Genomic DNA, 24,870 nt, shown 5'->3' on the forward strand with positions numbered 1-24,870 from the left:
ATGACTGCGCGGACTGCGGCACCGGTCGACGACGAGGGCCGCGAGGTCGGAGTCCCGGGCAGCGTGCGGCGGGTCGTGTCGATCGTGCCGTCGCTGACCGAGGCACTGGAGGCGACCGCGCCCGGCATCGTCGTCGGCGCGACCGACTGGTGCACCCACCCCGGCGACCTCCGCGCGGAACGGATCCGGGGAACGAAGAACCCCGACGTCGAGCGGATCGTCGCGCTGGCCCCGGACCTGGTCGTCGCCAACCAGGAGGAGAACCGCCTCCCCGATCTGGACGCGCTGCGCGCCGCGGGGCTGCCGGTCTACGTCACCGACATCCGCGACGTCGACGGCGGCCTCGCCTCGCTGGGCCGACTGCTCGACGCCTGTGGGCTCGGCGAACCCGGCTGGCTGCGCGAGGCCCGCGAGCTGTGGGCCGACGTCGAGCCCGCGTCGCCGCGGCGGCGCGCCGTGGTGCCGATCTGGCGGCGGCCGTGGATGGCCGTCGGCTCGGACACCTTCACCGGCGCGGTGCTGGAACGGATCGGGATCGACAACGCACTCGCCGGCTCCCCCGAGCGCTACCCGCGGATCGACCCCGCGGCGCTGCCGGAGCACGACCTCGTCGTGCTGCCCGACGAGCCGTACCTGTTCACCGCCGACGACGGGCCCGAGGCGTTCGACGCGCCGTCGGCGCTGGTCAGCGGGCGGCTGCTGACCTGGTACGGGCCGAGCCTGGTGGAGGCGGCGCGGGAGCTGCCCGCCGCGCTCGGGACCCGCTGAGCGCCCCCGGGCGTCGTCACCGCGGCGGGACGAGCGCCGCGACGAGGGCACGCAGGTCGGCCGCCATGTCGAACCCGCCGGGGTCGGCGGGGTCGGCCGGGGCGACCGGGGCGCCGCCGGGAGGGCGGTCGAGCAGCCACTGGACCTGCAGCCCGTCGGCCGCGGCCAGCAGCAGCCGGGCCACCCGGTCCGGGGTGAGCTCCCCGGCGGGCGCCGCGCCGGCTCCGGGGTCGGCACCGGGGTCCGCACCCGGACCCGCTCCGGGCTCCAGCTCCGCGACGAGCGCGGTCCGCAGCCGGTCGTAGCGCCGGGCGAACCAGTCGTGGGCGGCGTGACCCGGATCGGTCGCCTCGGCCGAGGTGACCGCGTACAGCCGGACCAGACCGGGCTCGGACCCGTTGTCGCGCACGGTCTCCAGCAGCGCCTCGGGGCCGCTCCCGGGCTCGGCGCGCGCGGCGGCGGAGCGCTCGTCGCGGGCCTGCAGCACCGCGACCAGCAGCGCCTGCTTGGACCCGAAGTAGTGGAACAGGGTCGGCTCGCTGACCCCGACCCGGCGCGCGATCTCCTTCGTCGACGACGCGTGGAACCCGCCGGTCGCGAACACCTCCAGCGCCGTGTCCAGGATCTGCTCCCGCCGCTGCCGCCCCTTGGCGTAGCGCCCGCGTGCCGTCGTCACCGGTCGAGGCTAACCCACGAATCCCGAGTGTCACTAGGTTTTCACGGGTACGGTGGCCCCATGCCTTCCGTCGACGAGGACCTGCTCACCACACTCATCGCCCGGCTCGATCTGGAGGCGAAGGTCCGGCTGCTGACCGGGGCCGACTTCTGGTCCACCCCGGCCGAGCCCGCGATCGGGCTGCGCCGGATGGTGCTGTCGGACGGCCCGTCCGGGGTGCGCGGGGAGAGCTTCGACGAGCGGTCGCCGTCACTGTCGCTGCCGTCGTCGACGGCACTGGGGGCGACCTGGGACCCGGAGCTCGCCCGCCGCTACGGCTCGGCCCTGGGCGCCGAGGCCCGCCGGCAGCACGCCGACGTCGTCCTCGGGCCGACGATCAACCTGCACCGCACCCCCTTCGGCGGCCGCCACTTCGAGGCGCTGTCGGAGGACCCGCTGCTGACCGGCGAGCTCGCCGCGGCCTACGTGGAGGGGCTGCAGGCGCACGGGGTCGCCGCGACACCGAAGCACTACGTCGCCAACGACGCCGAGTCCGAGCGCTTCACCGTGGACAACGCGGTCGACGAGCGGGCGCTGCACGAGCTGTACCTGGCCGCGTTCGAACCGGCCGTCACCCGGGCCGGGGCGTGGGCGGTGATGTCGGCCTACAACGCCGTCAACGGCGCGACGATGAGCGAGAACCCGCTGCTCGCCGAGCCGCTCACCGGCGAGTGGGGCTTCGACGGGCTCGTGATGTCGGACTGGGGCGCGGTGCGCACCACGGTCGCGTCGGCGCGCGCCGAGCAGCACCTGGTGATGCCCGGCCCGGTGGGCGCCTGGGGCGAGCGCCTGGTCGCCGCGGTGCGCGACGGCGAGGTCGAGGAATCCGTCGTCGACGGCAAGCTGCGGAGGCTGCTGCGCCTGGCCGCCCGGGTCGGCGCGCTGGAGGGGGCACCGACGCCGCCCGCCGTCCCGGCCGCCGAGGACGGCGCCGCCGTGGCCCGCGGGCTCGCCGCCGCGGGCAGCGTCCTGCTGCGCAACACCGGCGAGCTGCCGTGGGACGCCTCGTCGCTCGGCACGGTCGCGGTGCTCGGGCACAACGCCGCGCTCGCCCGCACCCAGGGCGGCGGGAGCGCCACGGTCCGACCCGCCGCGGTCGTCGCGCCGCTGGACGGGCTGCGCGCCGCGCTCGGCGAGGACCGGGTGCGGTACCGGCTGGGCGCGCAGGTCGCCGAGGGCGTGCAGCCCTTCGACCCGGCCACGGTCACCGACCCGGTCACCGGGGAACCCGGACTGCGCGCGGTGTTCCGCGCCGCGGACGGCTCCGCGCTGCGCAGCGAGCACCGGCTCGGCGCCTCGCTGATCTGGATGGGCGCCGAGATCCCCGACGGCGCCGAGACCGTCGAGGTGTCGGCACGGTGGGCACCCGAGCCCGGGACGCACCGGGTCGGGGCCGCCGCCGTCGGGCACGTGACGGTGCACGCCGACGGGACGGCGGTGCTCGACACCGAGGCCGTCCTGACCGGCGACGAGGGTCCGGGCGCGGCGATCTTCGAGGCCCCCTCGGTGACCGGGGAGGTCGGCACCGACGGACCGGTCGACCTGGTGTTCCGGTTCCGCCCGTCCGGCGGCGAGGCCGGCATGGCACTGTTCGCGCTCACCGTCGGGACCGAGACCGTCGTCGCCGACCCGCAGGCCGAGGTGGCCGCGGCGGCCGCGCTGGCGGCGGCCTGCGACGTCGCCGTCGTGGTGGTCGGGACCAGTGACCGGATCGAGAGCGAGGGCTTCGACCGCACCTCGCTGGCCCTGCCCGGCCACCAGGACGACCTGGTCCGGGCCGTCGCCGCGGCCAACCCGCGCACCGTGGTGGTGGTCAACTCCGGTGCCCCGGTGCTGCTGCCCTGGCGCGACGAGGTGGCCGCGGTGCTGCTCGGCTGGTTCGGCGGCGAGCGCTTCGGCGACGCCGTCGCCGACGTGCTGCTCGGGCACGCCGAGCCGGGCGGGCGGCTGCCGACCACCTGGCCCGCCACCGGCGAGGAGCGCTCGGTGCTCTCCGGGCGCCCGACCGGCGGCGTCCTGCGCTACGACGAGGGCGTGCACGTCGGGCACCGCAACTGGCTGCGCCACGGCGAGACGCCGGCCTACCCGTTCGGGCACGGGCTCGGCTACACCACCTGGACCCTCGACGACGCCGTCGCCGGGCCCTGGTCGGCCGACGGCGTCGCGGTGACGGTCACCCTGACCAACACCGGCGACCGGGCGGGCCGCCAGGTCGTGCAGGCCTACCTGTCCCGGCCCGGCTCCGACGTCGAGCGGCCCGCCCGCCGGCTGGTCGGCTGGGCGGTCGTCGACGCCGCCCCCGGCACGACGACGGCCACCGTGGCGGTGTCACGGCGCGCGTTCCGCCACCGTGCGGGCGGGACGTGGGCGACCGAGCCGGGGACCTACGACCTGCACCTCGGGTTCTCCGTGTCCGACACCCCGCTGCACGCGACGGTGGAGGTCGTCGGCGAGGGCTGAGCGGTCAGCCCGTGGCGGGCTCGAGCGTGACCTCGTCCACCGGACCGGCGCGACGCACGTGACGCTGGACAACTCCGCCGACGACGTCCCGGTCGACGACCTCGTCGACCGGCACCTGGCGGCCGTTCCCGGCTGAGCCGGGCCGGTCGGGTCAGCCGGCGTGCGCGGCCCGCACCAGGTCCGAGCACTTCTCCCCGATCATCATCGTGGTGATGTTCGGGTTGATCGCCGGCAGGAACGGCATCGCCGACGCGTCGGCGACCCGCAGACCCTGCACCCCGCGGACCCGCAGCTGCGGGTCCAGGACGGCGCCCGGGTCGCCGTCGGCGCCCATCCGCGCGGTGCACGCCGGGTGGTAGACGGTGTTGTGGGTCTTGCCGATGTAGTCGGCGAGCTCGTCGTCGGTCACGGCGTCCGGGCCCGGCGCCAGCTCGGCGGCGATCCACTCCTTCAGCTCCGGCTGCTCGGCGATGCGGCGGGCCAGCCGGATGCCCGCGGTCATCACCCGCATGTCGTGGCCCTCGGGGTCGGTGAAGTAGCGCGGGTCGACCCGGGCCCGGTCCCGGAAGTCGCGGGTGCGCAGCCGCACGGTCCCCCGGGACCGGCCACGGGTGACGTTCGGGGTGAGGCAGAACCCGTTGTCGGTGGTCGGGTAGCCCCACCGCAGTGTGTTCATGTCGAACGGCACCGAGCCGTAGTGCATCATCAGGTCCGGCCGGTCCAGGGCCGGGTCGGTACGGGCGAACAGCCCGATCTCCCACCACTGCGTCGACTCGGTGACCATCGGCTTCGCCGCGTCCCAGAAGACCAGGCCCTCGACGTGGTCGTCGAGGTTCGAGCCGACACCGGGCAGGTCCGAGCGGACCTCGATGCCGAACTCGCGCAGGTGCTCCCCCGGGCCGATGCCCGAGAGCATCAGCAGCTTCGGGGTGTCGATCGCCCCCGCGGAGAGGATCACCTCGCGCTCGGCGTGCGCGGTCTCGCGGCCCGGACCGATGCCCCGCTGGTACTCGACGCCGGTGGCGCGGGTGCCGTCGAACAGCACCTGCGAGGCCCAGCAGTCGGTGCGCACCTCCAGGTTCGGGCGCGAGCCCAGGATCGGGTGCAGGTAGGACACCGACGCCGAGGCGCGGGTGCCGTCGGGGAAGGAGTTGATCTGGAAGTACCCGGCGCCGTCGGTGACGGTGTGGCCCTCGTTGAACCGCACCGTCGGCATGCCGACCTGCGCGGCGGCGGCCAGCACGGCGTCGCCGCAGGGGTCCTTCGCGGGGATCTGCATGAGGTTGACCGGGCCGGAGCGGCCGTGGCCGTCCCAGTCGCCGTCGTTGGTCTCCAGGCGCCGGATCAGCGGCCAGCACTCGTCGGCGGACCAGCCGGTCAGGCCGGACGCGGCCCACTCGTCGAGGTCCTCGCGCGGGGTCCAGAAGGCGATGCAGGAGTTGTGCGAGCCGCAGCCGCCGAGCACCTTCGCGCGGGCGTGGCGCATGTGGGAGTTGCCGCGCTCCTGCGGCTCGACCGGGTAGTCCCAGTCGTAGCCGGAGTCGAGCAGCGCCATCCAGTCGGTGAGCCGCAGGATGTTCGGGTCGCCGACGTCGGACGGGCCCGCCTCCAGCAGCAGCACCCGCGCCGCGGGGTCCTCCGAGAGCCGCGCGGCGAGCGCGCAGCCCGCCGAGCCGCCACCCACCACGATGTAGTCGAACCGGTCGGTCACGCCGTCTCCCCCATGCCCTGCTCGATCTCCTTCGCCCGGTGCTCGGGCAGACAGCCCAGCCCGTGGCGGCCGCGCAGCCGGAACCACGCCAGCCCGGCCAGTGCCACGACCCCGATGAACAGGAACGCGATGAACCGCAGCCACCCGGTGCCGTAGACCTCCTCGCGCGGCCAGGCCAGGTTGATCGCCATCGCCGCGCCCCACAGCACCGCGAGCACGTTCACCGGCAGGCCGAGACGCCCCAGCGAGAAGTACCCCTTCTGGCCCTCGTCCGGCCACTGCCCGCGCAGCCGCCGCACCAGCATCGGCACCGTGACCAGCAGGTACGCGATGTAGATCATGATGATCGCGACGCTGGTGACCGCGGTGAAGACCTCGGGCACGCCGACGTTCGCGACCAGGATCAGGATCGCGACCAGCCCGACGACGATCGCCGGCACCACCGGCGTCTTGTGCCTCGGGTCGATCCGCGCCAGCACGGAGCCGGCGGGCAGTGCGTTGTCGCGGGCCATCGCGAACATCAGCCGGATCGCCGCGGTGTGCACCGCGAGCAGGCAGACGATCACCGCGATGCTGATGGTGATCAGGAAGACCCGCCCGATGGTGCCGCCGGCGACCTCCAGCAGCACGAGCTGCCCGCCGCCGTCCTTGCTGCCCAGGCGCGGGTCGGCCAGGTCCGGTGCGGCCAGGATGATCCCGAGCAGGATCAGCCCGCCGAGCACGAACGACGCGACGACCGCACGCAGGATCGCCGCCGGGGCGGTGCGCCGCGGGTCGACCGTCTCCTCGCCGAGCGAGCTGGCGGTGTCGAAGCCGTACATCACGTAGGCCGAGGCGAGCGCCGCGACCAGGAACGTGCCGAAGTAGCCGCCGCCGCCCGCCGCCGGCGCCGGGGTCTCGAACAGCACCGAGACGGGGTTGCGGATGCTCAGCAGCAGCGCCACGACGATGACGACGGCGGCGATCAGCTCGATGAACACCCCGGTGGAGTTGATCCGCGCCATCAGCTTCACCCCGACCGCGTTGATCACCGTGGTGAGCACGATCAGGATCGCGCCGAGCAGCACGCCGTTGACGGCGGCGTCGCCCGCGTCGGAGGTGTCGCCGACGAGCTGGAAACCCGACCAGATCTGCGGGAACGTCAGCTGCGCGGCCAGCGCGACCGCCGCCAGCGACACCACCGAGGCGGTGAACATCATCCAGCCGGCCAGCCAGGACACGGTCGGCCCGGCCAGCTGCTTGGACCAGTTGTAGACCGACCCGGCGACCGGGTAGCGCCCGGCCAGCTCGGCGAAGGACAGCGCGACCATGAACTGGCCGGCGAACACCATCGGCCAGGACCACCAGTAGGCCGCGCCGCCGGTGCCGAAGCCGAAGTAGAACAGCTGGAACGTGCCGGTCAGGATCGAGATGTAGCTGATCCCGGCCGCGAAGCTGGCGAACTTGCCGATGCTGCGGTCGAGGGTCTGGCTGTAGCCGAACTCGGCGAGCCCTCCCCCGTCGCCGTCGGCGCCCGGGGAGCGGTCCCGCCGGGTCGGTTCGGGAACGGTCATCGTGGACCTCCTGGGCCGTTGCGTCGCGTCATCATGGCGGCCTCAGCGGCCCGAGAACCATCCCTGGGGCTGCGGAGCGGTGTTGGTCCACACGTGCTTGATCTCCTGGTACTCGGCCAGCCCGGTCGGGCCCAGCTCGCGGCCGTTGCCGGACCGGCCCATGCCGCCCCACTCCGCGCCCGGGAAGTACGGGTGGAAGTCGTTGATCCAGACGGTGCCGTGGCGCAGCGCGGACGCGACCCGGTGGGCGCGGCCCATGTCGGCGGTGAACACCGCACCGGCCAGCCCGTACTCGGTGTCGTTGCCCAGGCGGACGGCCTCCTCCTCGGTGGTGAACCGCTCGACGGTCAGCAGCGGGCCGAAGGTCTCCTCGCGGATCAGCCGCGAGTCCGGCGCGAGGTCGGTGATCACCGTCGGCAGGTAGAAGTAGCCCTTCCCGAGGTCCGGGTCGTCCGGGCGGGCGCCGCCGCAGCGGATCGTGGCGCCCTCGGCGCGGGCGGCCGCGACGAAGTCCTCGATCTTGGCCAGGTGCGCGGCGGAGACCAGCGGGCCGACCTCGACGCCGTCGGTGAGACCGTTGCCGAGCCGGATCCGCTGCGCGCGGCGCACCACCTCGTCCACGACGGCGTCGGCGACCGAGCCCTCGATGATCAGTCGGGCCCCCGCGGAGCAGACCTGACCGGAGTGCAGGAACACCGCGAGCATCACGTAGTCGACGGCGAGCTCGAAGTCGGTGTCGGCGAAGACGATGTTCGGGTTCTTCCCGCCCAGCTCGACGGCGGTGCGCTTCACCGTCTCGGCCGACGCTCGGATGATCTTCTGGCCGGTGGACAGGCCGCCGGTGAAGCTGACCATGTCCACGTCCGGGTGCTCGGTCAGCGGGGCGCCGACCGACGGCCCGTCGCCGAGCACGATGTTCACCACGCCGGCCGGGACCCCGACCTCCTCGCACAGCTCCACCAGCACGATCGAGGTCAGCGGGGTGACCTCGCTGGGCTTGATCACCATCGTGTTGCCGGCGGCGATCGCCGGGGCGACCTTCCAGGACAGCTGCAGCAGCGGGTAGTTCCACGGGGTGATCAGCGCGCAGACACCGACCGGCTCGTGCACGATCCGCGACACCACGGCCGGGTTGCCCGTGTCGACGATCCGGCCGGCGTCCTTGTCTGCCAGCCCGGCGTAGTAGCGGAAGACGGCGGTGACGTCGTCGACGTCCTGGCGGCCCTCCGCGATCGTCTTGCCGGTGTCGAGGGTCTCCAGCCGGGCGATCTTCTCGCGGTCCCGCACCAGCAGGTCGGCGATCCGCCCGAGGAGCGCACCGCGCTCGCCGGTCGTGGTCCGCCGCCACGGTCCGTCGTCGAAGGCACGGCGCGCGGCGGCGACGGCACGGTCGACGTCGTCGGGTCCGGCCTGGTCGACCTCGGTGACCGTCGAGGCGTCGTAGGGGTTGATCACCGGGGCGGTCCCGGCGGACCCGGTGGTCCAGCTTCCGTCGATGTAGAGGCTCGGCACGGCGCGAGCTTTCACCGGGAACCGGTCGGTGTGCAAACCCGGGCCGGGCACCCGTGTGCGGGGACACGGTCCCGCTTTCCAGCCGCCCCACGTGGCGACGTACGGAATGCCGGGTTAGGGTTGCGCAATGAGCAACACGGTGCGCGGACGGGAGCCCGGGGTGCAGTCGGTCGACCGGGCCATCACCCTGCTGACCCTGCTGGCCGACCGCAGCGAGGCGGGGGTCAGCGAGCTCGCGGCCTCGCTCGACGTCCACAAGTCGACCGCCTTCCGGCTGCTCGGGGCGCTGGAGGAGCGCGGCCTGGTCGAGCAGATCGCCGACCGCGGCAAGTACCGCCTCGGGTTCGGGCTGATCCCGCTCGCCGGCCGTGTCGCCGAGCGCCTGGAGGTCACCACCCAGGGCCATCCGGTCTGCGAGACGCTCGCGGAGCGGCTCGGCGAGACCGTCAACATCGCCATCCCCGACCGCGGGTGGGCGGTCAACGTCGACCAGGCCCGCGGCCCGTCGATGGTCACCACGTTCAACTGGCTCGGCCGGATCACCCCGATGCACAACACCTCCAGCGGCAAGGTGCTGCTCGCCTCGGTCGTCCTCGACGACCCGGGAACGATGCCGGACACGGTGCCGGAGCAGGCCCGCGACACGCTCGTGGAGGAGCTGCGCCGGGTCCGCCGGCACGGGTACGCGTGGTCGCTGGAGGAGCTGGAGACCGGCCTCAACGCCGTCGCCGCGCCGGTGGTGGACCACGGCGGTGCGGTGGTGGCCGCGCTCTCCGTGTCCGGGCCCGCCTACCGGCTCTCCGCCGAGCGGATCGAGCGGATCACCCCGGAGGTCGTCGCCGCGGGGCGTGAGATCAGCCGTCGCATGGGGTTCTGGCGCGACCGCTGAGCCGCGGGCCTACGGCGGCGGGGCCGGCGCGGGCCCCTGCAGGCGTTCCAGCACCGGCGGCAGGGTGCGCTCCAGCTCGTCGCCGTGCCGCTCGAACTCGCGCCGCAGGAACGGCGCCGCCAGCTTCAGCAGACCCTTGAGCCGTACCCGGGCGTGGAAGCTCACGACGCTCCCCCCACCCTCGGCCGGCTCGACGACGATCTCCTCGGTCGCGGTGACCGTCGGGTTCTCCCCGACGAACACGACCCGACCGGCCGTCAGCTCCCGCAGCGTGTGGTCGAGCTCGCTCTCCCGTCCGCCCCACACCGACACCGTGTGCCAGGCGGCGCCGACCGCGACCGGGCCGCCGCCGTCGGAGCGGGTGCTGGAGCGCACGGTGGGGTCCCAGATCTCGCTGTGCCCGTGGTCGGCCAGGTAACCGAGCACCGTCTCGGCAGGGGTGGACACCGTCATCACCCGCTGGACGCCGACCACGACGCTCCTCTCCCCGACCGGGCGCCGCTCGGGACCCGGCCCGCTGCTCCCGACCGGCGCAGATGGTCTCACGGCGACCGGTCATGATCGCGGGCCCCGTGCCGGTTTCCCCGGAACGCCCGTGCCGGGGGCGCGCGGCACGCACACTCCTCCCGACGCGGGCGGGCCGGGCGGGCCCGCCACCGACGACGGAGGTGCCGCGGTGCACGACCGAGACCGACCGGGGACGCCGTGGACGAGTGGCGGGCCCCGCCCCGGACCGCGCCCGTCGTCGGACGGGACGGCGCACTCCGACCCGGACGGTCTCGACGTCGCCGCGACGGCGCTCGACCGCGTCGCCGAGGGCCTCACCGGGGACGCGGCGCTCGTCGGCCCCGCCGTGCCGGTGCCCGGCTTCGCGGCCGGGACGGCCGCCGCGGCCTGGGAGGACGCGATGGTGCGGGCCGTCCGGGAGCACGCGGGGCACACCGCGTCGACGGCGTCGGCCCTGCGCGCGGCCGCCGCGGCCTGGCGCGCCGCCGACGACGACGCCGCGGTGGCGTTCGCCGGACGCGCCTCGTGAGCGCCGGACCCGCGCTGGGCGACCTCGTCACCGCCGACCCCGGCGCGTGGCTGCGCCGCGCCGGCACCTGGGACGGGGTGTCCCGGGCCCTGTCCGACCGCGCGGCCGAGCTGGACCGCTGCGCACCGGGGTCGTGGAGCGGGGCCGACGCCGACGCGGCCGCGCTCGCCCGCGCCGAGCAGGTGCGCAGGCTGCGTGCCGACGCGGGTACCGCGTCCCGGGCCGCGCAGGTGTTGGGCACCCACGCCGGTGAGGTGCTCGACGCCCAGCGCCGGCTCGTCGTCGCCGCGCTCGCGGTGCACCCGCAGTTCGTCGTCGACCTCGAGCGCGGCACGCTGTGCGCCGGCCTCGGCGCGCACCCGCCGGGTGTGTGGCGGCTGCCGGCGATGGTCGCCCGCTTCGGAGCGGACCTGGTCCGCCTGTCCACCGCGGTCGCCGACGCCGTCGGCGCCGCCGCCCGGTCCGACCGCGCCACGGCCGCCGCGCTCGACGCGCTCCGCCCCGCCCCCGCGGCGGTGCCCCGCCCGGTCGCGTCCGCCGCGGCGCCGCCCGCCGGTGCGGACGGCGGCGCCGTGCGGTCCTGGTGGACCGGGCTGCCCGGGGCCGACCGGGAGCAGCTGCTGCACACCCGGCCCGGGCTCGTCGGCGGGCTGGACGGTGTGCCGGTCGCCGACCGGGATCGGGCGAACCGGGTCCTGCTCGACGCCGAGCTGTCCCGGCTGCGGGCCCGGGCGGCGCTGCTGGACCGGGCCGGGGACACCGCGGGCGCGGACCGCGCCCGGCGGGCCTCGGCCGGACTGGAGACCACCCGTCGACGCCTGGACGCCGGCGACGCGTACCTGCTCCGCCTGGAGCGCGGGAACACCGGCGGGCGGCTCGTGCTCGCCGTCGGCGATCCGGACCGCGCCGCGCACGTGCTCACCCACGTCCCGGGGACGACCGCGGGCTGGGGCACGGTGCCCGGTGACCTGGCCCGGGTCGAGGCGACCCGCGCCGCCGCCCGGGCGGCCGCGCCGGACGGTGCCGTCGCCGCGGTCCTGTGGACCGGCTACGACGCTCCCCCGGACCTGCTCGCGGCGGCGGACCCCGCTGCCGCCCGCGCCGCCGCCGGGGACCTGCGGTCCTTCCAGGACGGCCTGCGGGCCGGGCACGCCGGACCGGTGCACCTGACCGTCGTCGGGCACTCCTACGGCTCGACGGTGCTCGGGAACGCCGCCCGGGGCGGCGGCCTCGACGCCGACGACGTCGTGTTCGTCGGCAGCCCCGGGACCGACACGGGGCACGCCTCCGAGCTCGGCAGCGCACCCGGGCACGTCTGGGCGACGACCGCGCGGCACGACCCGATCGGCCGGGTGCCCGGGGTCGAGGTCTTCGCGACCTCGCGCGGTCTCGCCCCGACCGGGCTCCTGCACGGCCCGGACCCGGCGGCACCGGGGTTCGGTGCACGGGTGTTCGACTCGGCCCCCGGGTCGGCGCTCCCGCGCCCGGACGACCCGGCCACCCCGAACGACGAGTCCGCGTTCGCCGCCGCGCACGGCGGCTACTGGGACCCCGGCTCGCCGAGCCTGCGCACCCTGGGCCGGATCGTCGCCGGAGCATCCGTTCCGCCGTGACACTCCGTCGTGATCGATCCGCTTTGCGAGACCACCGCACGGCCGTCCGGCCGAACGAACGACCGCTCAACGAACCAGAGATGGGCCAGGTCACAGGTAGTCGTCAGACCAACCGCGACTAGCCTGTCCCGGACGTGGGCACGGGCAGTAGCATGCGGGCGTGACCGAGACCGAGAGCAGACCGGCACGGCGCACCGGCCGTCCGCCACTGACCGACCGCGCGACACTGCTGGCCGCTGCGCGCGAGCTCGGCTTCTCCGACCTGACGGTCGGCGCGGTGACCGCCCGGGTCGGCGTGAAGTACTCCACGTTCTACCGCCACTTCCCCAGCCTGGAGGCGCTCGTCGCCGCGCTGGTGGACGACGTGGTGACCGACGACGTCTTCCCCGCGACCGACGAGGGCCGGTGGCAGGAGCAGATGCTGGCGTTCGCGGCGGCGACGTTCGACGTGATGGCCGAGCACCCGGGCCTCGCCCCCGCGATGGTGCGGCTGCCGGAGTCACCCGACGCGATGATGTCGGCGTTCCGGCGACTGACCGACCGGCTGCTGGAGGCGGGCTTCACCGCCGAGGACGCGGCGCTGGGCGCCTCGACCGCCATCCACATGGGAATGCAGCCGTGGCTGACGGCCAGCTCCTCCGGCACCGGGGACGCGCGCCGGCGCGACCAGGTGCTGGAGTCGGCCGAGCCGTTCGACGCCCAGATCCGGGCGGTGTTCCGCGACCGGATCGACGACCCACCGCGCAGCTGGACGCTGAGCCGCGTCGAGCTGGTCGTCGCCGGGCTGGAGACCCGTCTGGCGTCCTGACCCCCGACACGACGACGCCCGGGGTGCTTCGCGTGAGCACCCCGGGCGTCGGCGTCGGATCAGGCGGTCAGGTGGGAACGACCTGGTCCGCCTGCGGACCCTTCTGACCCTGGGTGACCTCGAAGGTCACGGTCTGCCCCTCGTCGAGGCTGCGGTATCCGGAGGACTGGATCGCGCTGAAGTGGACGAACAGGTCCTGCCCGCCTCCGTCCGGCGTGATGAACCCGTACCCCTTCTCCGCGTTGAACCACTTGACGGTTCCCTGTGGCATCCGGATGTCTCCTCGCGTCTTGCCGGTTCCTACGGGGTGGACATTAGCCGCACCAGAGCCCGCCGTGCTACAGGCGACGTGCGATCGGGTACCGGCGCGTCGCGTCGGGCGTCCCGTTCGCCCGTTTTTCCGGGCCCCCGGCGCGCTCAGCCGAGGATCGCGGCCAGCACCAGCCCGCCGCTGGTCGCGACGAAAGACAGTCCGCTGACGACCCGGAAGACCGGGTGCCGGACGACGTCCGGTCTCCAGGCCATCGGCACGAACAGCGCCGGGTTGACCCAGGTCCCGAACACCAGTACCGCCACGAGCCAGCCCGGCAGGTCCGGCGCGGCCAGCCCGACGGCGACCAGGATCAGCCCCATCAACACGACGTCGAGATGCGCCTGCAGCAGCCGGCGCGGCTCCACGATCCCGATCCGCCGCCACGCGTCGGGGCGGGTCACCGACACGACCACCGCCCAGCCCAGCATCGCACCGAGAGCGAGCTCGACGAGCCCGATCCGCACCATCGCGTCCATCCGGTGATCATGACGGTCAACCGGCGACGGACCGGCACCGGCTCACCGGCGCGGGATCAGCCCGCCCGCGTAGAGCGCCCACGCCACCAGCAGCGGCTGCCCGGCCAGCCGCGCGGCGCGCTTCGTGTCGGTGTCGAGACCGAACCCGTCGACGCGGTTGCGGTACTGGGAGACGTTGCCGGGGACGATCGCGGTGAAGAACGCGGCGGCCAGGCCGCCGACCCGGCGGCGCTCCTTCGGGAGGCCGGCCAGCGCGGCGCCGAGCGCGATCTCGGCGGCCCCGGAGAGCAGCACGACGTCGTCGGTGTCCATCGGGACCCACGGCGGGACCTGGGCACGGAACTCGCGGCGGGCGAAGGTGAGGTGCGAGGTCCCGGCGAACACCAGCATCGCGCCGAGCGCGAGGCGGGCGACGTCCTGCCGGGTGCGGGTGGCCGTCGTGCGCGTCATGTTCCGACCGTGCCACGACCCGGGCGGGCGGGCGCGCCGGACCGCACCGCCGGGTGCCCCGTCAGGGACGCTCGCGCAGCTCGATCCCGCCCGGGGTGGTGGCCCCCGCCAGCCCGCAGACCAGGTCGAGCTCGGCGACGACGTTCTGCAGCACCTGCGCGACGCCGCGGGCCCCGTCCAGGGCGAGCCCGTGCACGAACGGGCGCCCCAGCAGTACGGCGCGGGCGCCGAGCCGGACCGCGGTCGCGACGTCGGCCCCGGTGCGCACCCCGGAGTCGAGCAGCACCGGCAGCGCGTCGCCGACGGCGTCGACGACACCGGGCAGCGCGTCCAGTGAGGCGACAGCGTGGTCGATCTGGCGGCCCCCGTGGTTGGACACGACGACACCGTCCACACCGGCGTCGGCGGCCCGGCGGGCGTCGTCGGGATGCAGGACACCCTTGAGCAGGATCGGCAGCCGGGTCCGCGAGCGCAGGGTCGCCAGGTCCTCCCAGGACAGCCGCGGTCGCGAGTAGACCCGCAGGAAGGTCTCCACGGCCGCCCGCGGGACGGGCGAGCGCAGGTTGTCCCGGAACCGTCCCGGGGCGTTGCGGGTGATCTCGAGCAGGGTGCGCACGGCCTGCGGGGTGACCCTCGGCGGCGCCCCGGCCGACGGCGCGGCGAGGGTCTGCTCCACCAGGCCGCGGAACACCGGGTCGGAGGTGTACTGGGCGATCCCGATTCCGCGGGCGAAGGGCAGGTGGCCCAGGTCGAGGTCGCGGGGGCGCCAGCCGAGCATCGTCGTGTCGAGGGTGACGACCACGGCGTCGCAGCCGGAGGCCTCGGCGCGGCGCAGGAAGCTGTCGACGAGCTCGTCGGAGGTGGACCAGTACAGCTGGAACCAGGTGGGGCCGCCGACCGCGGCGATGTCCTCCATCGGCGTCCCCGCCTGGTTGGAGATCACCATCGGGACCCCGGCGGCCGCGGCTCCGCGGGCGACGGCGAGGTCGGCGCCGCGCCGGACCAGGTCCAGCGCGCCGATCGGGGCGAGGAGCAGCGGGGCGGGCAGCGTGCGGCCGAACAGCTCGACGGCGAGGTCGCGCTCGCCCACGTCGCGCAGCACCCGCGGAACGATCTCCCGGCGGGCGAACGCCGCCCGGTTGGCGCGCATCGTGGTCTCGGCGCCCGCGCCGCCGGTGACGTAGGCGTCGGCGCGCCGGCTCATGGCCCGCCGCGCGCGACGCTCCAGCTCGTCGGGACCGGTCGGGACCCGGGGACGGGCGCCGGAGACGCCCTCGCGGTAGATCCGTTCCTGCCGAGCCCGGCCCGGTGCCGTCATGGCGCCCTCCCCCGTCGTCGCGCGGTCAGCCTACGGGCCGTGCCGCCCGCCCCGGACGGACGCGGGACCGGACCGCGTCCAGGGGGCGGTGGGCCGGACGGTCACCGTCCCCGCAGGTCGGCCAGGGCCAGGACCTGCCCACGGATCCCCCAGCCGCCGTCGGCGACCTCGTCGACGAGGACCATGATGTTGGCGCGGACGTCGTCGCCGAAGGTGGCGGCGTAGAGGTCGGTGACCTTCTCGACGAGCTCGCGCTTGGCGTCGGCGTCGAGCAGGCCCGCAGGGACCTCGAGGTCGGCGAACGGCACGGGTGTCTCCTGTTCCGGGTGGACGGTCGGGTACGGCGTGGTGGTCAGTGCGGGTCGGCCGCGTTGAGGCGGGCGACGACCTCGGCGTACTCGCCGCGGGCCTCCGCGTGGCGCAGCGGCAGCACCCGGTCGACGAGCACCTCCCCGCCCGGTGTCGGGGACTGGAGCAGGGTCAGCACCTCGGCGACGAAGTCGTCGAGCGGCATCGCGATCGGGCTGTCCTGCTGGCCGGGCATCAGCTCCGTCGCCACCGACGGCGGCACGATCTCGACGAGCTCGACGGTGGTGTCGGCGAGCTGCAGGCGCAGCGACTCGGTGAGCATGTGCACCGCGGCCTTGGTGGCGTTGTAGCTGGGCGTCGCGGCGAGCGGGACGAAGGCCAGACCGGACGACACGGTGACCACCGACGCGACCGGCCGTCCCCGCAGGTGCTCCACGAGCGCGCCGATCAGCCGGATCGGGCCGAGCAGGTTGGTGGTGACGACCTGCTCGGCCGAGGCGAGGAAGCCCTCGGGGCCGTGCCAGTCCTCGACCCGCATGATCCCGGCCATCGCGACGAGCACGTCGAGGTCGGGGTGCCGGTCGAGGACCTCGGTGACGGCCGTCGTGACGCTCGCCGGGTCGGCCGTGTCGATCTCGACGGCGTCGAGGCCGGGGTGGGCGGCGACGAGCTCGTCGAGCAGGTCGCGCCGCCGTCCGCCGAGGACCACGGTGTTGCCGCGCTCGTGCAGCGCCAGGGCCAGGGCGAGTCCGATGCCGCTCGTCGAGCCGGGGATGAAGACGGTGCGTCCGGTGATCTGCATGTCCCCACCGTCGCCGCGCGGCGGACGGGACGGCAGAGACCGGTCATCGGGGGATCGCGGGTCCCTGGTCGCCCGGCGGGTGCCCACGGATACTCGATGCCGTGGACCGAGCAGCCCTGGCCGACTTCCTGCGCCGGCACCGCGCCGGCCTCCGCCCCGGCGACGTCGGGCTCCCCGACGGGCCGCGCCGGCGCACGACGGGGCTGCGCCGCGAGGAGGTCGCGGCGCTCGCGGTCATGTCGACCGACTACTACACGCGGCTGGAGCAGCAGCGCGGCCCGCAGCCGAGCGAGCAGATGCTGGCGTCGCTGGCCCGGGCGCTGCGGCTGGGCACCGAGGAGCGCGACTACCTGTTCCGGTGTGCGGGCCGGAACGCGCCGGCGTCGGGCCCGGTGTCCGAGCATGTGGCCCCGGCACTGTTGCGGGTGCTGGACCGGCTGCACGACAGCCCGGCCCTGATACTGACCGTGCTCGGCGAGACGCTCGTGCAGAACGACATGGCCCGGGCGCTGTTCGGCGACCACACCCACCACACCGGGCTCGCCCGCAGCGAGGTCTTCCGCTGGTTCACCGACCCGGACGCCCGGCGCATGTACCCGCCCGACGACCGGCCGCGCCAGAGCCGCGCGCAGGTCGCGACGCTGCGGGCGGCACTGGCGATGCTCGGGCCCCGGTCGCGGGCCGGGGAGCTGGTGGGGGTGCTGTCGGAGCGCAGCCCCGAGTTCGCCGCCCTGTGGGAGCTGCACGAGGTCGGGCGCCGGTTCGCCGACCACAAGACGCTGCTGCACCCGGAGCTCGGCGAGCTGGAAGTGGACTGCCAGGCACTGTTCACCGAGGACCGGTCCCAGGCGCTGCTCGTGCTCACCGCGGCGCCGCGCAGCGAGACCGAACGACGCCTGGAGCTGCTCCGGGTGATCGGCAGCGAGCAGTTCAGCGCGGGCTGAACCGGGTACCGGTCATGCGTTCAGGCGCACCGGGAGCGCCGTGAGCGCGTGGATCAGCGTGCTCTCCCGGTGCTGCCCGGGGGCGCCGGCGAGCGCCATGTCCGGGAACCGTGCGAGCAGCGTCCGGAACGCGACGTCGGCCTCGAGGCGGGCCAGCGGGGCGCCGAGGCAGTGGTGGATGCCGTAGCCGAACGCGAGGTGCCCGGAGGTGTCGCGATCGGGGTCGAACCGCTGCGGGTCCGGGTAGCGCCCGGGGTCGCGGTTGGCCCCGATCAGCGAGACCAGCACGACCTCGCCGGCCGGGATCGTCACGCCGGAGTACTCGACGGGCTCGTCGGTGAAGCGGATCGTGGCGAGGTTGACCGGCCCGTCGTAGCGCAGGAACTCCTCGACCGCCTGCGGCACCCGGTCGGGGTCGGCGCGCAGCCGGGCGTGCTGGCCGGGGTCGCGCAGCAGCGCCAGCATGCCGTTGCCGATGAGGTTGACCGTGGTCTCGTGCCCGGCGACCAGCAGCAGGAACGCCATCGCGGTGACCTCGGCGGAGCTGAGCGAGTCGCCGTCCTCCGAAGCGCGGACGATCTCGGACAGCATGTCGTCGCCGGGGTGGGCGGACTTGTCGGCGACGAGCTCGGACAGGAACTGCGCCATCGACGCGGCGGCCGCGGCGCGCTCCTCGTCGGGGCCGCTGGAGAGCAGCAGGTTCGACCAGTGCCGGAAGTCCTCGCGACGCTCCCCCGGGACGCCGAGGATCTCGGAGATGACCGTCATCGGCAGCGGGAACGCGAAGTGGTCCAGCAGGTCCAGCTCGGGACCCGCCTGCTCGGCGGCGTCGGCGAGCTCGGTGGCGATCTGCTCGATCCGCGGCCGCAGCCGGGCGATCGCGCGGACGGTGAACGCCCGCCCGACCAGCTTGCGCAGCCGGGTGTGGTCCGGCGGGTCGGCGTTGAGCATGTGCCCGACGAGCGAGTCGGCGAACTGGCGGAACGAGGTCGCACCGTGCCGCTGCAGCACCTCGGGCAGCCGCCGGGAGTTCTTCCGCAGCCGCGGGTCGTTCAGCGCGGCGCGGGCGTCGTCGTAGCGGGTGATCATCCAGAACGTCAGCCCGTTCGGGCCGGTCGCACGGGTGACCGGACGCGCGTCGCGCAGCTCGCGGTAGAGCGCATCGGGATCGTCGAAGAAGTCCTGGTCCAGCACCACCGGCCGGGTGTCGTGGTCGATCGTCATCGTCGGCTCCTCGTCCTGGGTGACCTCGGCTCTCGCCAGGATTGCACTCCTCGTGCAAAAATGCACTTGTGAGGAAAGGGACGGAACGGCGGTCGTCGGCCCGGGAGCGGAACCGGCGGTCCATCCTGGACGCCGCGCAGGCCGTGCTGCGCGAGGACCCGGACGCCTCGCTCGACGAGGTCGCGGCCCGCGCCGGCGTCGTCAGGCGCACCGTCTACGGTCACTTCACCAGCCGTCACGACCTGGTGGTCGCACTCGTCCGGGCGGCGTCGGCGGACTTCGTCGGACAGATCGGGGAGGTCGACCCCGACGCACCCGACCCGGCCGGCGAGCTCGCGGCCACCCTCCTGCGCACCTGGAGCACGTCGCGGCGCTACGGCCCGGTCATCGCACTGGCCCGCCGGACCGCCGACGACGAGATCCGCGCCGCGATGGCGCCGTTCCACACGATCATGATCCGGCTGCTGGAGAACGGGCAGCGGGCCGGTGTGTTCTCCCGGCACGTCGCGGCCCCGGTGCTGGCCGAGGTACTGCAGGCGGGGTCGATGGCCTACCAGCACGCCGCACAGGACGGGCGGTGGGACGGCGACGAGGCCGACGTCGCCCTCGGGCACCTGCTGACCCTCGGGGTCCCCGTGGCCGACGCGCGTGCCGCGGTCGCCCGGGCGACCGCGGCTTGACCTCGACCCGACTCCAGCTCCTACGGTCGCCGGCATGTTCACCGACGAGGAGATCAGCTACCTGCGCGGCCAGCGGATCGGCCGGCTCGCGACCGCCCGACCGGACGGGACGTTGCAGGTCAACCCGGTCGGATTCGGCGTCAACACGACGCTGGGGACCATCGACGTGGGCGGGTTCCGGATGGAGCGCAGCCGCAAGTTCGGCAACGTCGCCGCCAACGGTCAGGTCGCGTTCGTCGTCGACGACGTGCTGTCGACCGACCCGTGGCGGGTGCGGTTCGTCGAGATCCGGGGACGGGGCGAGGCGCTGACCGAGCCGACGGACTCCGCGGGGCAGACGACGAGGTCGGGACCGATCATCCGGATCCACCCGACGCGGGTCCTCACCCTCGCGCTGTCACCCGAGGATCAGCAGGTGGATCCGCACGAGGCGGGGATCCGGGCGCGCGACGTGGGGTGAGACCGCTACAGCATCGCGTCGATCTCGCTGCGGTGGAACGCGAGCGGCGTGGCGGGGAACCCGTAACGGTCCTGGTGTCGTGTCCCCGACCCGCACCACCCGCAGCGGCCCACCGCGTCGTAGACCGCCCGGCCCTCCAACTCGGCCCGGCGGGCCGTGACTGCACGGTCGGCGCGGGTCGGCCGCGGGGCCGACCGCCGCGCGGGGCGCGCCGTCGAGCGGCCGGACAGGCGGAAGTACAACCAGATGCCCGCCACCGGCAGCGCGACCAGACCGGCGGCGACCACGAGCCACTGCAGGACGCCGATCACCGTGCCGACGACGAGGACGGCGAGCACGACGATCCCGATCGCCTGGGCGAGCTTGAGCACGAGGTTCGACATCGCGGGTCCTCCACGTCCGGTGTGGGTGATTGCGGCCCCGATGTCGAATCGCCGCGGTATCGCGTTACACCGCCCCGGCGGGCCCGTGCACCGTCGCGCGCGGCGGTCAGCCCTCCGCTTCGCGGACGTCGGCTCCCCGCTCGGCGAGCGGCGGTACGTCTCCTCCTGCTTGCACTGCTGGTCCGCCACCCGCTGACGCTCCCGCTCCGCAGCCTGCTGTGACTGTTGCTGCGCTCGCTCCGCCGAGCGGCGGACCTTCTCAGCCTCTCGTTGAGCTGCGACGGCTTCGTCTAGCTTGAAGAGCGCCACGACCGACTCCGTCATGCGTAGGGGCATCTACCCCCGACATCGGCCGAACGGACCACCCCGTTGCATTAGGCACTTGCGAGGTGTAAACGAGATCGACTCCCGGAGCCGTTCGTGTTGGTGGCGCGGCCGCCGATGTCCGAGTTGGTCTGCGCCGTCGCGAGACGGTTGCCTTGGGGCGGTCACTCGATCGCCGTGCTCCCGGTTGTGTAGACAATTGCCCCGGGTTCCATGTTGCGCAAGGCGGCGATGACGAACGAGCTTGCCATCGCGCCGGCTCGTTCCGGGCTCGTTCGTTCGACGACGACAGCTTGGTATGTGCCATGGACGGCTACACCGATGATCATCGCGGCGATCATGTCGGCGGAGGCTGAGGCGTGCGGGTGGCGAGCGTCGAGGGTCCGGCGGACCCGCCGCGCGACCTCATCGCGGATCGTGTCGAGCAGCGTCTGACGGATGCGTGCGGCGGGTCCGGCGGCCTCGGGGCCGAACAGCAACATGAAGCCGGCGGGGTTCGTGGCGGCGTGGTGGAAGAAGGCGAGCATGTCGCCTTCGAGCTGCTCGGACACGCTCAGTACGTCGGCGGACTCGTATGCGGTCACCAGGTGGACGCGCATTCGCTCGGCCTCGCGGTGCAGGCACGCGGTGTAGAGGTCGTCCTTGCTGCCGAACCGGCTGTAGTACGTGGCTTTGGTGGCCGTGGACCGTTGGGTGATCGCGTTCATCGTCGCGCCGTGATAGCCACTCTCGCCGAAGACCAGGACGGCGGCGTCGAGGAGATCGTCGGTGCGCCACCGCATCCCGTTGCGGGTGCGGGCGCCCTCCTCGGCCGGACTCATGGAGCCAATCTACGGCCCACCCGTATCCCCTGAGTTATACCGCTCGTTCTGACTCAGTGAAGGCCATCACCGGTCGAGGAGGACGGGCATGATGAAGAAGGCAGCGGTACGGCCGCTGGCCGCAGCAGCTACCTGCGCCGCACTGGCCGGCCTCGTGATGGTCGGGCAGGCCCAGGCCGACCCGGCCCCGGCCGCAGATGCCTCGACCGCCTGCCCGTTGCCGTCCGGTTCGGCCGCACCAGGCCGCTCCGACCCGGGCGCCCAGCAACTCGACCCGGCCGCCGTGCGCGATGCCGTGGCCTACGCCCAGGCGAACATGCGGCTCTCGGTGCGGATCTACCGCAACAACTGTCTGGTCGGGACCGGACCGCTGGACCCGGCCACTCAGAACGTGCCGTTCAACGTGTTCAGCTCGACCAAGAGCGTCGTGTCGATGGCCACTGGCGTCGCCTACGGTCAGCGCAAGCTTGCCCTCGACGACCCGATCGGCAAGTACCTACCCGAGGGGCCCGGCTGGGGCGACGCCGAGCACCGAGCGATCACCATCCGCAACCTGCTCAACGAGGCCGGCGGGCTGGACGAGGCGATCCTCAGTGAGTTCGCCACGGTCGGCAACGACCCGAATGTGGCACGTCAGGCACTCGCCCTGCCGATCACTCACGAGCCCGGCACGAACTTCGACTACAGCCAGCGCACCCCGGACCTGGTCGCCTTCGTCGTCGCCCGCGCCGTCGGACAGGACTTCCAGGACTTCGTCCAGGACAACCTGTTCGACCCGGTCGGCATCGACCGCAGCAGCTACTTCTGGCTGCGCGACCGCTCGGGCAACACCTACGGCTACGCGAACCTGTTCATCCCCAGCGAGCAGTTCGCCCGCCTCGGCCTGCTCATGCAGAACGGCGGGCGCTGGAACGGTGAGCAGGTCGTCCCGGCCGACTACGTCGAACAGGTGAGCGTCCCCTCCGCGCCCAACCCCTGTTACGGACTGCTTTTCTGGACCAACCGCGGCGACACCTGTAAGACCACCGACATCCCCGCCAGCAGAGTTCTGGACCACCAGCTCACCCCGAGCGCGCCCCGGGACATGTACGCCATGGTCGGAGCCCTGCAGCAGAACAACTTCATCATCCCCAGCCTCGACATGACCGTCACCTGGACCGGAGTCCTCGGCGACAAGGCACCCGACCCGCAGGCCATCGCCAGCGCCAGCCCCAGCGCGGACCTGTACTACAACTTCTTCCGCATCCTCATGCGCGGAGTCCGCGACCAAGACGTCCCCGACCCCGGGCCGTACGTCGCCGATGCGGCGAGCCCGAACCTCGATCCCGCCAACTACCTCGATCCGAAGATCCTCGGCAACGGCATCGGGATCGGTCCGTACGCCCCACCCGGCTGCAACCTCGTGTTCTGCCCACCTGGTGACCTCACCACCGGCCCACGCCAGGAGATCCCGGACATCATCGAGTCCGTCGGCGGCGCGACCGACCCCAGCAACAACTCGTAACCGCGGGCGGGTTTCGCCCCCATCCAGACGTTGAAGCGGAACGAATCAGCACGATCCGCGGACCTGCGGTGTTCGCGATCGCACAGGGTCTGAGCTGGGTGACCGTGGCCGGGCACCTGTCGTTGCCTGTCGCAGGTGGTGGGCGCGCTGACGAAGGGCTGACGAACATGTGTGGCCTTCTGGCCGCCCCCGGCAGACTGCGAGGATGTCAACCGCTCTCCCGCCGATCCGCTCCGTCGTCGACGAGCTGCTCGCGACCCCCGTTCGCACGGAGGAGGTCCGAACGCAGGCGCCGTCGGCTCCAGGCCTCTACGCCTGGTGGGCTCCACCGGCAATCCTGCCCGAGCTCGTCGGCCCCGCCCACTCCACGGTGCCGGATCTCCGGCTGCTCTACGTCGGCCTCGCAACGAAGCTCCGCTCCCGGCTCGCCTCGAACCACCTCCGCCGAAGCGGCAGCTCGACCCTCCGGCGCACCCTCGCCGGCCTTCTGCTCGATGAGCAGGGATACCGGACCTGCTGGACCGACCGAGTCGTCCTGGTCGACGACGACGAAGCCCGGCTCACCGAATGGATGGGCGACAACCTCCGCGTCTCCTGGTGTCAGTACCCGACACCGCACGAAGTGGAGGCCCACATCATTGGGATCCTGCACCCGCCCCTCAACGTTGACCACGCCGCCGGGCCCGCTCTTCAGGTCGTCAAGGCCGCGCGGCGCCACTACTACGACAGCGCCGGGCCCCGTCCTTGAACTAGACCTCACTGAACCCCGAACCCGGAATCCGCGGAGACACGATCCACTTCTTCCGGCCGCGAACGACGACGGCGAGATCACCGACTCCGCCCTGGCCGCCTACGTCGCCAAGTACGCCACCAAGGGCACCGGCAAGAGCGAAACCACCGTCCGACCTATCCGCGACATCGCCCACCTCGACCGCCTCGACATCACCCCCGCACCACCGGCGGCTGATCGAGACGGCCTGGGAGCGCGGCGGCGGCGGGCGCGAGGAGTACGAGGGGCTGATCCTGCGCCCGTGGGCGCACATGCTCGGGTTCCGCGGCCACTTCCTCACCACGTCCCGCCCCTACCCGACCACCTTCGGCGCGATCCGCGGCGACCGACGCACCTACCGACTCGGGGAGACCCTCGCCGCCCTTGACACCCCCACCGAGCCCGGGGCGGTGCTGGTGGTCAACGACTGGTCGGTGGTCCACATCGGGCACCGCAACAACGCGGAACGAGAGATCGCACTCGGCATCCCCGCCCCGGCGCTCTACCGCTGGCGCTGCCAGGGCTGGGGACCCCTCGGCCGACGGATGGCAAGATGCTCCGCCACATCCCCGACGACGTCCGCCAGTGGGTCGCGTCGCTGCGGGACGAGGTGGCGTGATGGCCCGCCCTCCCCTACTGATCGGCACGCACGGCCGCATCCGGATCTACAAGCTGGGCCCGAAGCGGTACCGGGCCCGGACGCAGTTCCGCGACCATGACGGCGTCATCCGGCACGTGGAGCGGGTGGGGTCCAGTTCGGCCGGCGCGGAGCAGACGTCGCTCGCAGCGCTTCGTGACCGGGGCCGTGCGACGCGCAGCGGGGAGATCTCCGCGGACTCGACGATTCGTGAGCTGGGTGTGCTGTGGCTGTCGGAGATCGAGCGGGCGGTCTCGCTGTGCAGGCGGTCGCCGAACACGCTCGCGCTCTACCGGCTCCGGTTCGACATGTGCGCGACGGGCTCGGACGCCTCCGGGTGCGGGAGCTGAGTACCGGCCGTCTCGACCGGCTCGTGATCGAGGTGCACGAC

General features: G+C 73.7%; 27 protein-coding genes. 13 read left to right on the top strand and 14 right to left on the bottom strand.

Features of this window, described 5'->3' with window-relative positions:
* Complete coding sequence (locus DMP15_RS20960) at positions 1-768, top strand: helical backbone metal receptor (RefSeq protein ID WP_337826339.1); 768 nt, start codon at positions 1-3, stop codon at positions 766-768.
* A gap of 16 nt (positions 769-784) precedes the next feature.
* Here DMP15_RS20960 and DMP15_RS20965 read toward each other — a convergent pair whose 3' ends face one another.
* Complete coding sequence (locus DMP15_RS20965; RefSeq protein ID WP_337826340.1) at positions 785-1,444, bottom strand: TetR/AcrR family transcriptional regulator; 660 nt, start codon at positions 1,442-1,444, stop codon at positions 785-787.
* A 60-nt stretch (positions 1,445-1,504) separates the two neighbouring features.
* Between DMP15_RS20965 and DMP15_RS20970 the strand changes: the two genes are divergently transcribed.
* Positions 1,505-3,943, top strand: coding sequence for a glycoside hydrolase family 3 C-terminal domain-containing protein (locus tag DMP15_RS20970; protein WP_073574044.1), 2,439 nt, complete (start codon positions 1,505-1,507; stop codon positions 3,941-3,943).
* 151 nt (positions 3,944-4,094) lie between these two features.
* On the opposite strand, the gene DMP15_RS20975 is transcribed toward DMP15_RS20970, so the two are convergent.
* From DMP15_RS20975 to DMP15_RS20985, 3 genes are read right to left on the bottom strand one after another with little or no spacing between them, the layout of a single operon-like run.
* A complete protein-coding gene (locus DMP15_RS20975; protein WP_161152707.1) occupies positions 4,095-5,654 on the bottom strand; it encodes a GMC family oxidoreductase N-terminal domain-containing protein in 1,560 nt (519 codons plus the stop codon).
* The gene (locus DMP15_RS20980) at positions 5,651-7,207 is read right to left on the bottom strand and encodes an APC family permease (RefSeq protein ID WP_073574046.1); all 1,557 of its coding nucleotides are present in this window, start codon (positions 7,205-7,207) and stop codon (positions 5,651-5,653) included. Before DMP15_RS20980 ends, DMP15_RS20975 begins: the two co-directional genes overlap by 4 nt.
* A 42-nt stretch (positions 7,208-7,249) precedes the next feature.
* On the bottom strand, positions 7,250-8,719 hold the full coding sequence (locus tag DMP15_RS20985) for an aldehyde dehydrogenase family protein (protein ID WP_337826341.1): 1,470 nt from the start codon (positions 8,717-8,719) through the stop codon (positions 7,250-7,252).
* A gap of 127 nt (positions 8,720-8,846) precedes the next feature.
* Here DMP15_RS20985 and DMP15_RS20990 point away from each other — a divergent pair, with 127 nt between their 5' ends.
* Positions 8,847-9,608 carry an IclR family transcriptional regulator gene (locus tag DMP15_RS20990; RefSeq protein WP_174565841.1) on the top strand — a complete coding sequence of 254 codons (762 nt, stop codon included), beginning with the start codon at positions 8,847-8,849 and terminating at the stop codon, positions 9,606-9,608.
* 9 nt (positions 9,609-9,617) lie between these two features.
* Here DMP15_RS20990 and DMP15_RS20995 read toward each other — a convergent pair whose 3' ends face one another.
* Positions 9,618-10,082 carry an SRPBCC family protein gene (locus DMP15_RS20995; protein ID WP_073574048.1) on the bottom strand — a complete coding sequence of 155 codons (465 nt, stop codon included), beginning with the start codon at positions 10,080-10,082 and terminating at the stop codon, positions 9,618-9,620.
* Between the two features lie 202 nt (positions 10,083-10,284).
* Between DMP15_RS20995 and DMP15_RS21000 the strand changes: the two genes are divergently transcribed.
* The 3 genes from DMP15_RS21000 (at position 10,285) to DMP15_RS21010 (ending at position 13,065) form a co-directional block, all read left to right on the top strand.
* On the top strand, positions 10,285-10,644 hold the full coding sequence (locus tag DMP15_RS21000; protein WP_073574049.1) for a hypothetical protein: 360 nt from the start codon (positions 10,285-10,287) through the stop codon (positions 10,642-10,644).
* Complete coding sequence (locus tag DMP15_RS21005) at positions 10,641-12,257, top strand: alpha/beta hydrolase (protein WP_337826342.1); 1,617 nt, start codon at positions 10,641-10,643, stop codon at positions 12,255-12,257. The genes DMP15_RS21000 and DMP15_RS21005 overlap by 4 nt, the downstream gene beginning before the upstream one ends.
* Positions 12,258-12,417: 160 nt before the next feature.
* Positions 12,418-13,065, top strand: a complete 648-nt coding sequence (locus DMP15_RS21010) for a TetR/AcrR family transcriptional regulator (protein WP_073574051.1) — start codon at positions 12,418-12,420, stop codon at positions 13,063-13,065.
* A gap of 67 nt (positions 13,066-13,132) precedes the next feature.
* Here the strand turns inward: DMP15_RS21010 and DMP15_RS21015 are convergent, their stop codons facing one another.
* The 6 genes from DMP15_RS21015 to DMP15_RS21040 form a co-directional block, all read right to left on the bottom strand.
* Entirely contained in the window at positions 13,133-13,336 is a 204-nt protein-coding gene (locus DMP15_RS21015; protein WP_020624259.1) for a cold-shock protein, read from the bottom strand.
* A gap of 146 nt (positions 13,337-13,482) precedes the next feature.
* Positions 13,483-13,854 (bottom strand): hypothetical protein, encoded by a 372-nt coding sequence (locus tag DMP15_RS21020; protein ID WP_179760540.1) that lies wholly within the window; start codon positions 13,852-13,854, stop codon positions 13,483-13,485.
* A gap of 42 nt (positions 13,855-13,896) precedes the next feature.
* Positions 13,897-14,304, bottom strand: a complete 408-nt coding sequence (locus DMP15_RS21025) for a DoxX family protein (protein WP_073574052.1) — start codon at positions 14,302-14,304, stop codon at positions 13,897-13,899.
* 61 nt (positions 14,305-14,365) lie between these two features.
* Positions 14,366-15,622, bottom strand: coding sequence for an alpha-hydroxy-acid oxidizing protein (locus tag DMP15_RS21030; RefSeq protein ID WP_337826343.1), 1,257 nt, complete (start codon positions 15,620-15,622; stop codon positions 14,366-14,368).
* A gap of 101 nt (positions 15,623-15,723) precedes the next feature.
* On the bottom strand, positions 15,724-15,930 hold the full coding sequence (locus tag DMP15_RS21035) for a tautomerase family protein (RefSeq protein WP_337826344.1): 207 nt from the start codon (positions 15,928-15,930) through the stop codon (positions 15,724-15,726).
* 44 nt (positions 15,931-15,974) lie between these two features.
* Positions 15,975-16,733 carry an SDR family oxidoreductase gene (locus DMP15_RS21040; RefSeq protein WP_337826345.1) on the bottom strand — a complete coding sequence of 253 codons (759 nt, stop codon included), beginning with the start codon at positions 16,731-16,733 and terminating at the stop codon, positions 15,975-15,977.
* Between the two features lie 101 nt (positions 16,734-16,834).
* Here DMP15_RS21040 and DMP15_RS21045 point away from each other — a divergent pair, with 101 nt between their 5' ends.
* Positions 16,835-17,677, top strand: coding sequence for a helix-turn-helix transcriptional regulator (locus DMP15_RS21045; RefSeq protein WP_337826346.1), 843 nt, complete (start codon positions 16,835-16,837; stop codon positions 17,675-17,677).
* 12 nt (positions 17,678-17,689) lie between these two features.
* Here DMP15_RS21045 and DMP15_RS21050 read toward each other — a convergent pair whose 3' ends face one another.
* A complete protein-coding gene (locus DMP15_RS21050; protein ID WP_337826347.1) occupies positions 17,690-18,901 on the bottom strand; it encodes a cytochrome P450 family protein in 1,212 nt (403 codons plus the stop codon).
* Between the two features lie 68 nt (positions 18,902-18,969).
* On the opposite strand from DMP15_RS21050, the gene DMP15_RS21055 reads away from it, so the two are divergent.
* Together DMP15_RS21055 and DMP15_RS21060 are read left to right on the top strand one after the other, a co-directional pair.
* Positions 18,970-19,581 carry a TetR/AcrR family transcriptional regulator gene (locus DMP15_RS21055; protein ID WP_337826348.1) on the top strand — a complete coding sequence of 204 codons (612 nt, stop codon included), beginning with the start codon at positions 18,970-18,972 and terminating at the stop codon, positions 19,579-19,581.
* A gap of 34 nt (positions 19,582-19,615) precedes the next feature.
* Positions 19,616-20,041: a PPOX class F420-dependent oxidoreductase gene (locus DMP15_RS21060; RefSeq protein WP_073574058.1), complete on the top strand. Its 426-nt coding sequence runs from the start codon at positions 19,616-19,618 to the stop codon at positions 20,039-20,041.
* Between the two features lie 5 nt (positions 20,042-20,046).
* On the opposite strand, the gene DMP15_RS21065 is transcribed toward DMP15_RS21060, so the two are convergent.
* Positions 20,047-20,424 carry a hypothetical protein gene (locus DMP15_RS21065; RefSeq protein WP_073574059.1) on the bottom strand — a complete coding sequence of 126 codons (378 nt, stop codon included), beginning with the start codon at positions 20,422-20,424 and terminating at the stop codon, positions 20,047-20,049.
* 488 nt (positions 20,425-20,912) lie between these two features.
* A complete protein-coding gene (locus DMP15_RS21070) occupies positions 20,913-21,569 on the bottom strand; it encodes a TetR/AcrR family transcriptional regulator (RefSeq protein ID WP_083658041.1) in 657 nt (218 codons plus the stop codon).
* Between the two features lie 88 nt (positions 21,570-21,657).
* On the opposite strand from DMP15_RS21070, the gene DMP15_RS21075 reads away from it, so the two are divergent.
* The 4 genes from DMP15_RS21075 to DMP15_RS21090 all read left to right on the top strand — a co-directional run bounded on the left by DMP15_RS21075 (position 21,658) and on the right by DMP15_RS21090 (position 24,829).
* A complete protein-coding gene (locus DMP15_RS21075; RefSeq protein ID WP_237454279.1) occupies positions 21,658-23,073 on the top strand; it encodes a serine hydrolase domain-containing protein in 1,416 nt (471 codons plus the stop codon).
* A 205-nt stretch (positions 23,074-23,278) separates the two neighbouring features.
* The gene (locus DMP15_RS21080) at positions 23,279-23,821 is read left to right on the top strand and encodes a GIY-YIG nuclease family protein (RefSeq protein WP_161152776.1); all 543 of its coding nucleotides are present in this window, start codon (positions 23,279-23,281) and stop codon (positions 23,819-23,821) included.
* Between the two features lie 218 nt (positions 23,822-24,039).
* Positions 24,040-24,561, top strand: coding sequence for a replication initiator (locus tag DMP15_RS21085; RefSeq protein ID WP_337826712.1), 522 nt, complete (start codon positions 24,040-24,042; stop codon positions 24,559-24,561).
* On the top strand, positions 24,461-24,829 hold the full coding sequence (locus tag DMP15_RS21090; protein ID WP_174565918.1) for a hypothetical protein: 369 nt from the start codon (positions 24,461-24,463) through the stop codon (positions 24,827-24,829). Before DMP15_RS21085 ends, DMP15_RS21090 begins: the two co-directional genes overlap by 101 nt.
* The last annotated feature ends 41 nt before the right edge of the window (positions 24,830-24,870 follow it).

The sequence above is a fragment of the Pseudonocardia sp. UM4_GMWB1 genome (genome assembly GCF_017312155.1).
In the GTDB taxonomy this organism is placed as follows: Bacteria; Actinomycetota; Actinomycetes; order Mycobacteriales; family Pseudonocardiaceae; genus Pseudonocardia; species Pseudonocardia alni.

What these genes read in the sequence shown, in the direction of transcription:
- DMP15_RS20960 (WP_337826339.1), top strand. Translation starts at nt 1, where the DNA reads ATGACTGCGCGGACTGCGGCACCGGTCGACGACGAGGGCCGCGAGGTC.
- DMP15_RS20970 (WP_073574044.1), top strand. Translation starts at nt 1,505, where the DNA reads ATGCCTTCCGTCGACGAGGACCTGCTCACCACACTCATCGCCCGGCTC.
- DMP15_RS20980 (WP_073574046.1), bottom strand. Translation starts at nt 7,207, where the DNA reads ATGACCGTTCCCGAACCGACCCGGCGGGACCGCTCCCCGGGCGCCGAC.
- DMP15_RS20990 (WP_174565841.1), top strand. Translation starts at nt 8,847, where the DNA reads ATGAGCAACACGGTGCGCGGACGGGAGCCCGGGGTGCAGTCGGTCGAC.
- DMP15_RS21015 (WP_020624259.1), bottom strand. Translation starts at nt 13,336, where the DNA reads ATGCCACAGGGAACCGTCAAGTGGTTCAACGCGGAGAAGGGGTACGGG.
- DMP15_RS21020 (WP_179760540.1), bottom strand. Translation starts at nt 13,854, where the DNA reads ATGGACGCGATGGTGCGGATCGGGCTCGTCGAGCTCGCTCTCGGTGCG.
- DMP15_RS21025 (WP_073574052.1), bottom strand. Translation starts at nt 14,304, where the DNA reads ATGACGCGCACGACGGCCACCCGCACCCGGCAGGACGTCGCCCGCCTC.
- DMP15_RS21030 (WP_337826343.1), bottom strand. Translation starts at nt 15,622, where the DNA reads ATGACGGCACCGGGCCGGGCTCGGCAGGAACGGATCTACCGCGAGGGC.
- DMP15_RS21040 (WP_337826345.1), bottom strand. Translation starts at nt 16,733, where the DNA reads ATGCAGATCACCGGACGCACCGTCTTCATCCCCGGCTCGACGAGCGGC.
- DMP15_RS21050 (WP_337826347.1), bottom strand. Translation starts at nt 18,901, where the DNA reads ATGACGATCGACCACGACACCCGGCCGGTGGTGCTGGACCAGGACTTC.
- DMP15_RS21060 (WP_073574058.1), top strand. Translation starts at nt 19,616, where the DNA reads ATGTTCACCGACGAGGAGATCAGCTACCTGCGCGGCCAGCGGATCGGC.
- DMP15_RS21065 (WP_073574059.1), bottom strand. Translation starts at nt 20,424, where the DNA reads ATGTCGAACCTCGTGCTCAAGCTCGCCCAGGCGATCGGGATCGTCGTG.
- DMP15_RS21070 (WP_083658041.1), bottom strand. Translation starts at nt 21,569, where the DNA reads ATGAGTCCGGCCGAGGAGGGCGCCCGCACCCGCAACGGGATGCGGTGG.
- DMP15_RS21075 (WP_237454279.1), top strand. Translation starts at nt 21,658, where the DNA reads ATGATGAAGAAGGCAGCGGTACGGCCGCTGGCCGCAGCAGCTACCTGC.
- DMP15_RS21080 (WP_161152776.1), top strand. Translation starts at nt 23,279, where the DNA reads ATGTCAACCGCTCTCCCGCCGATCCGCTCCGTCGTCGACGAGCTGCTC.
- DMP15_RS21090 (WP_174565918.1), top strand. Translation starts at nt 24,461, where the DNA reads ATGGCCCGCCCTCCCCTACTGATCGGCACGCACGGCCGCATCCGGATC.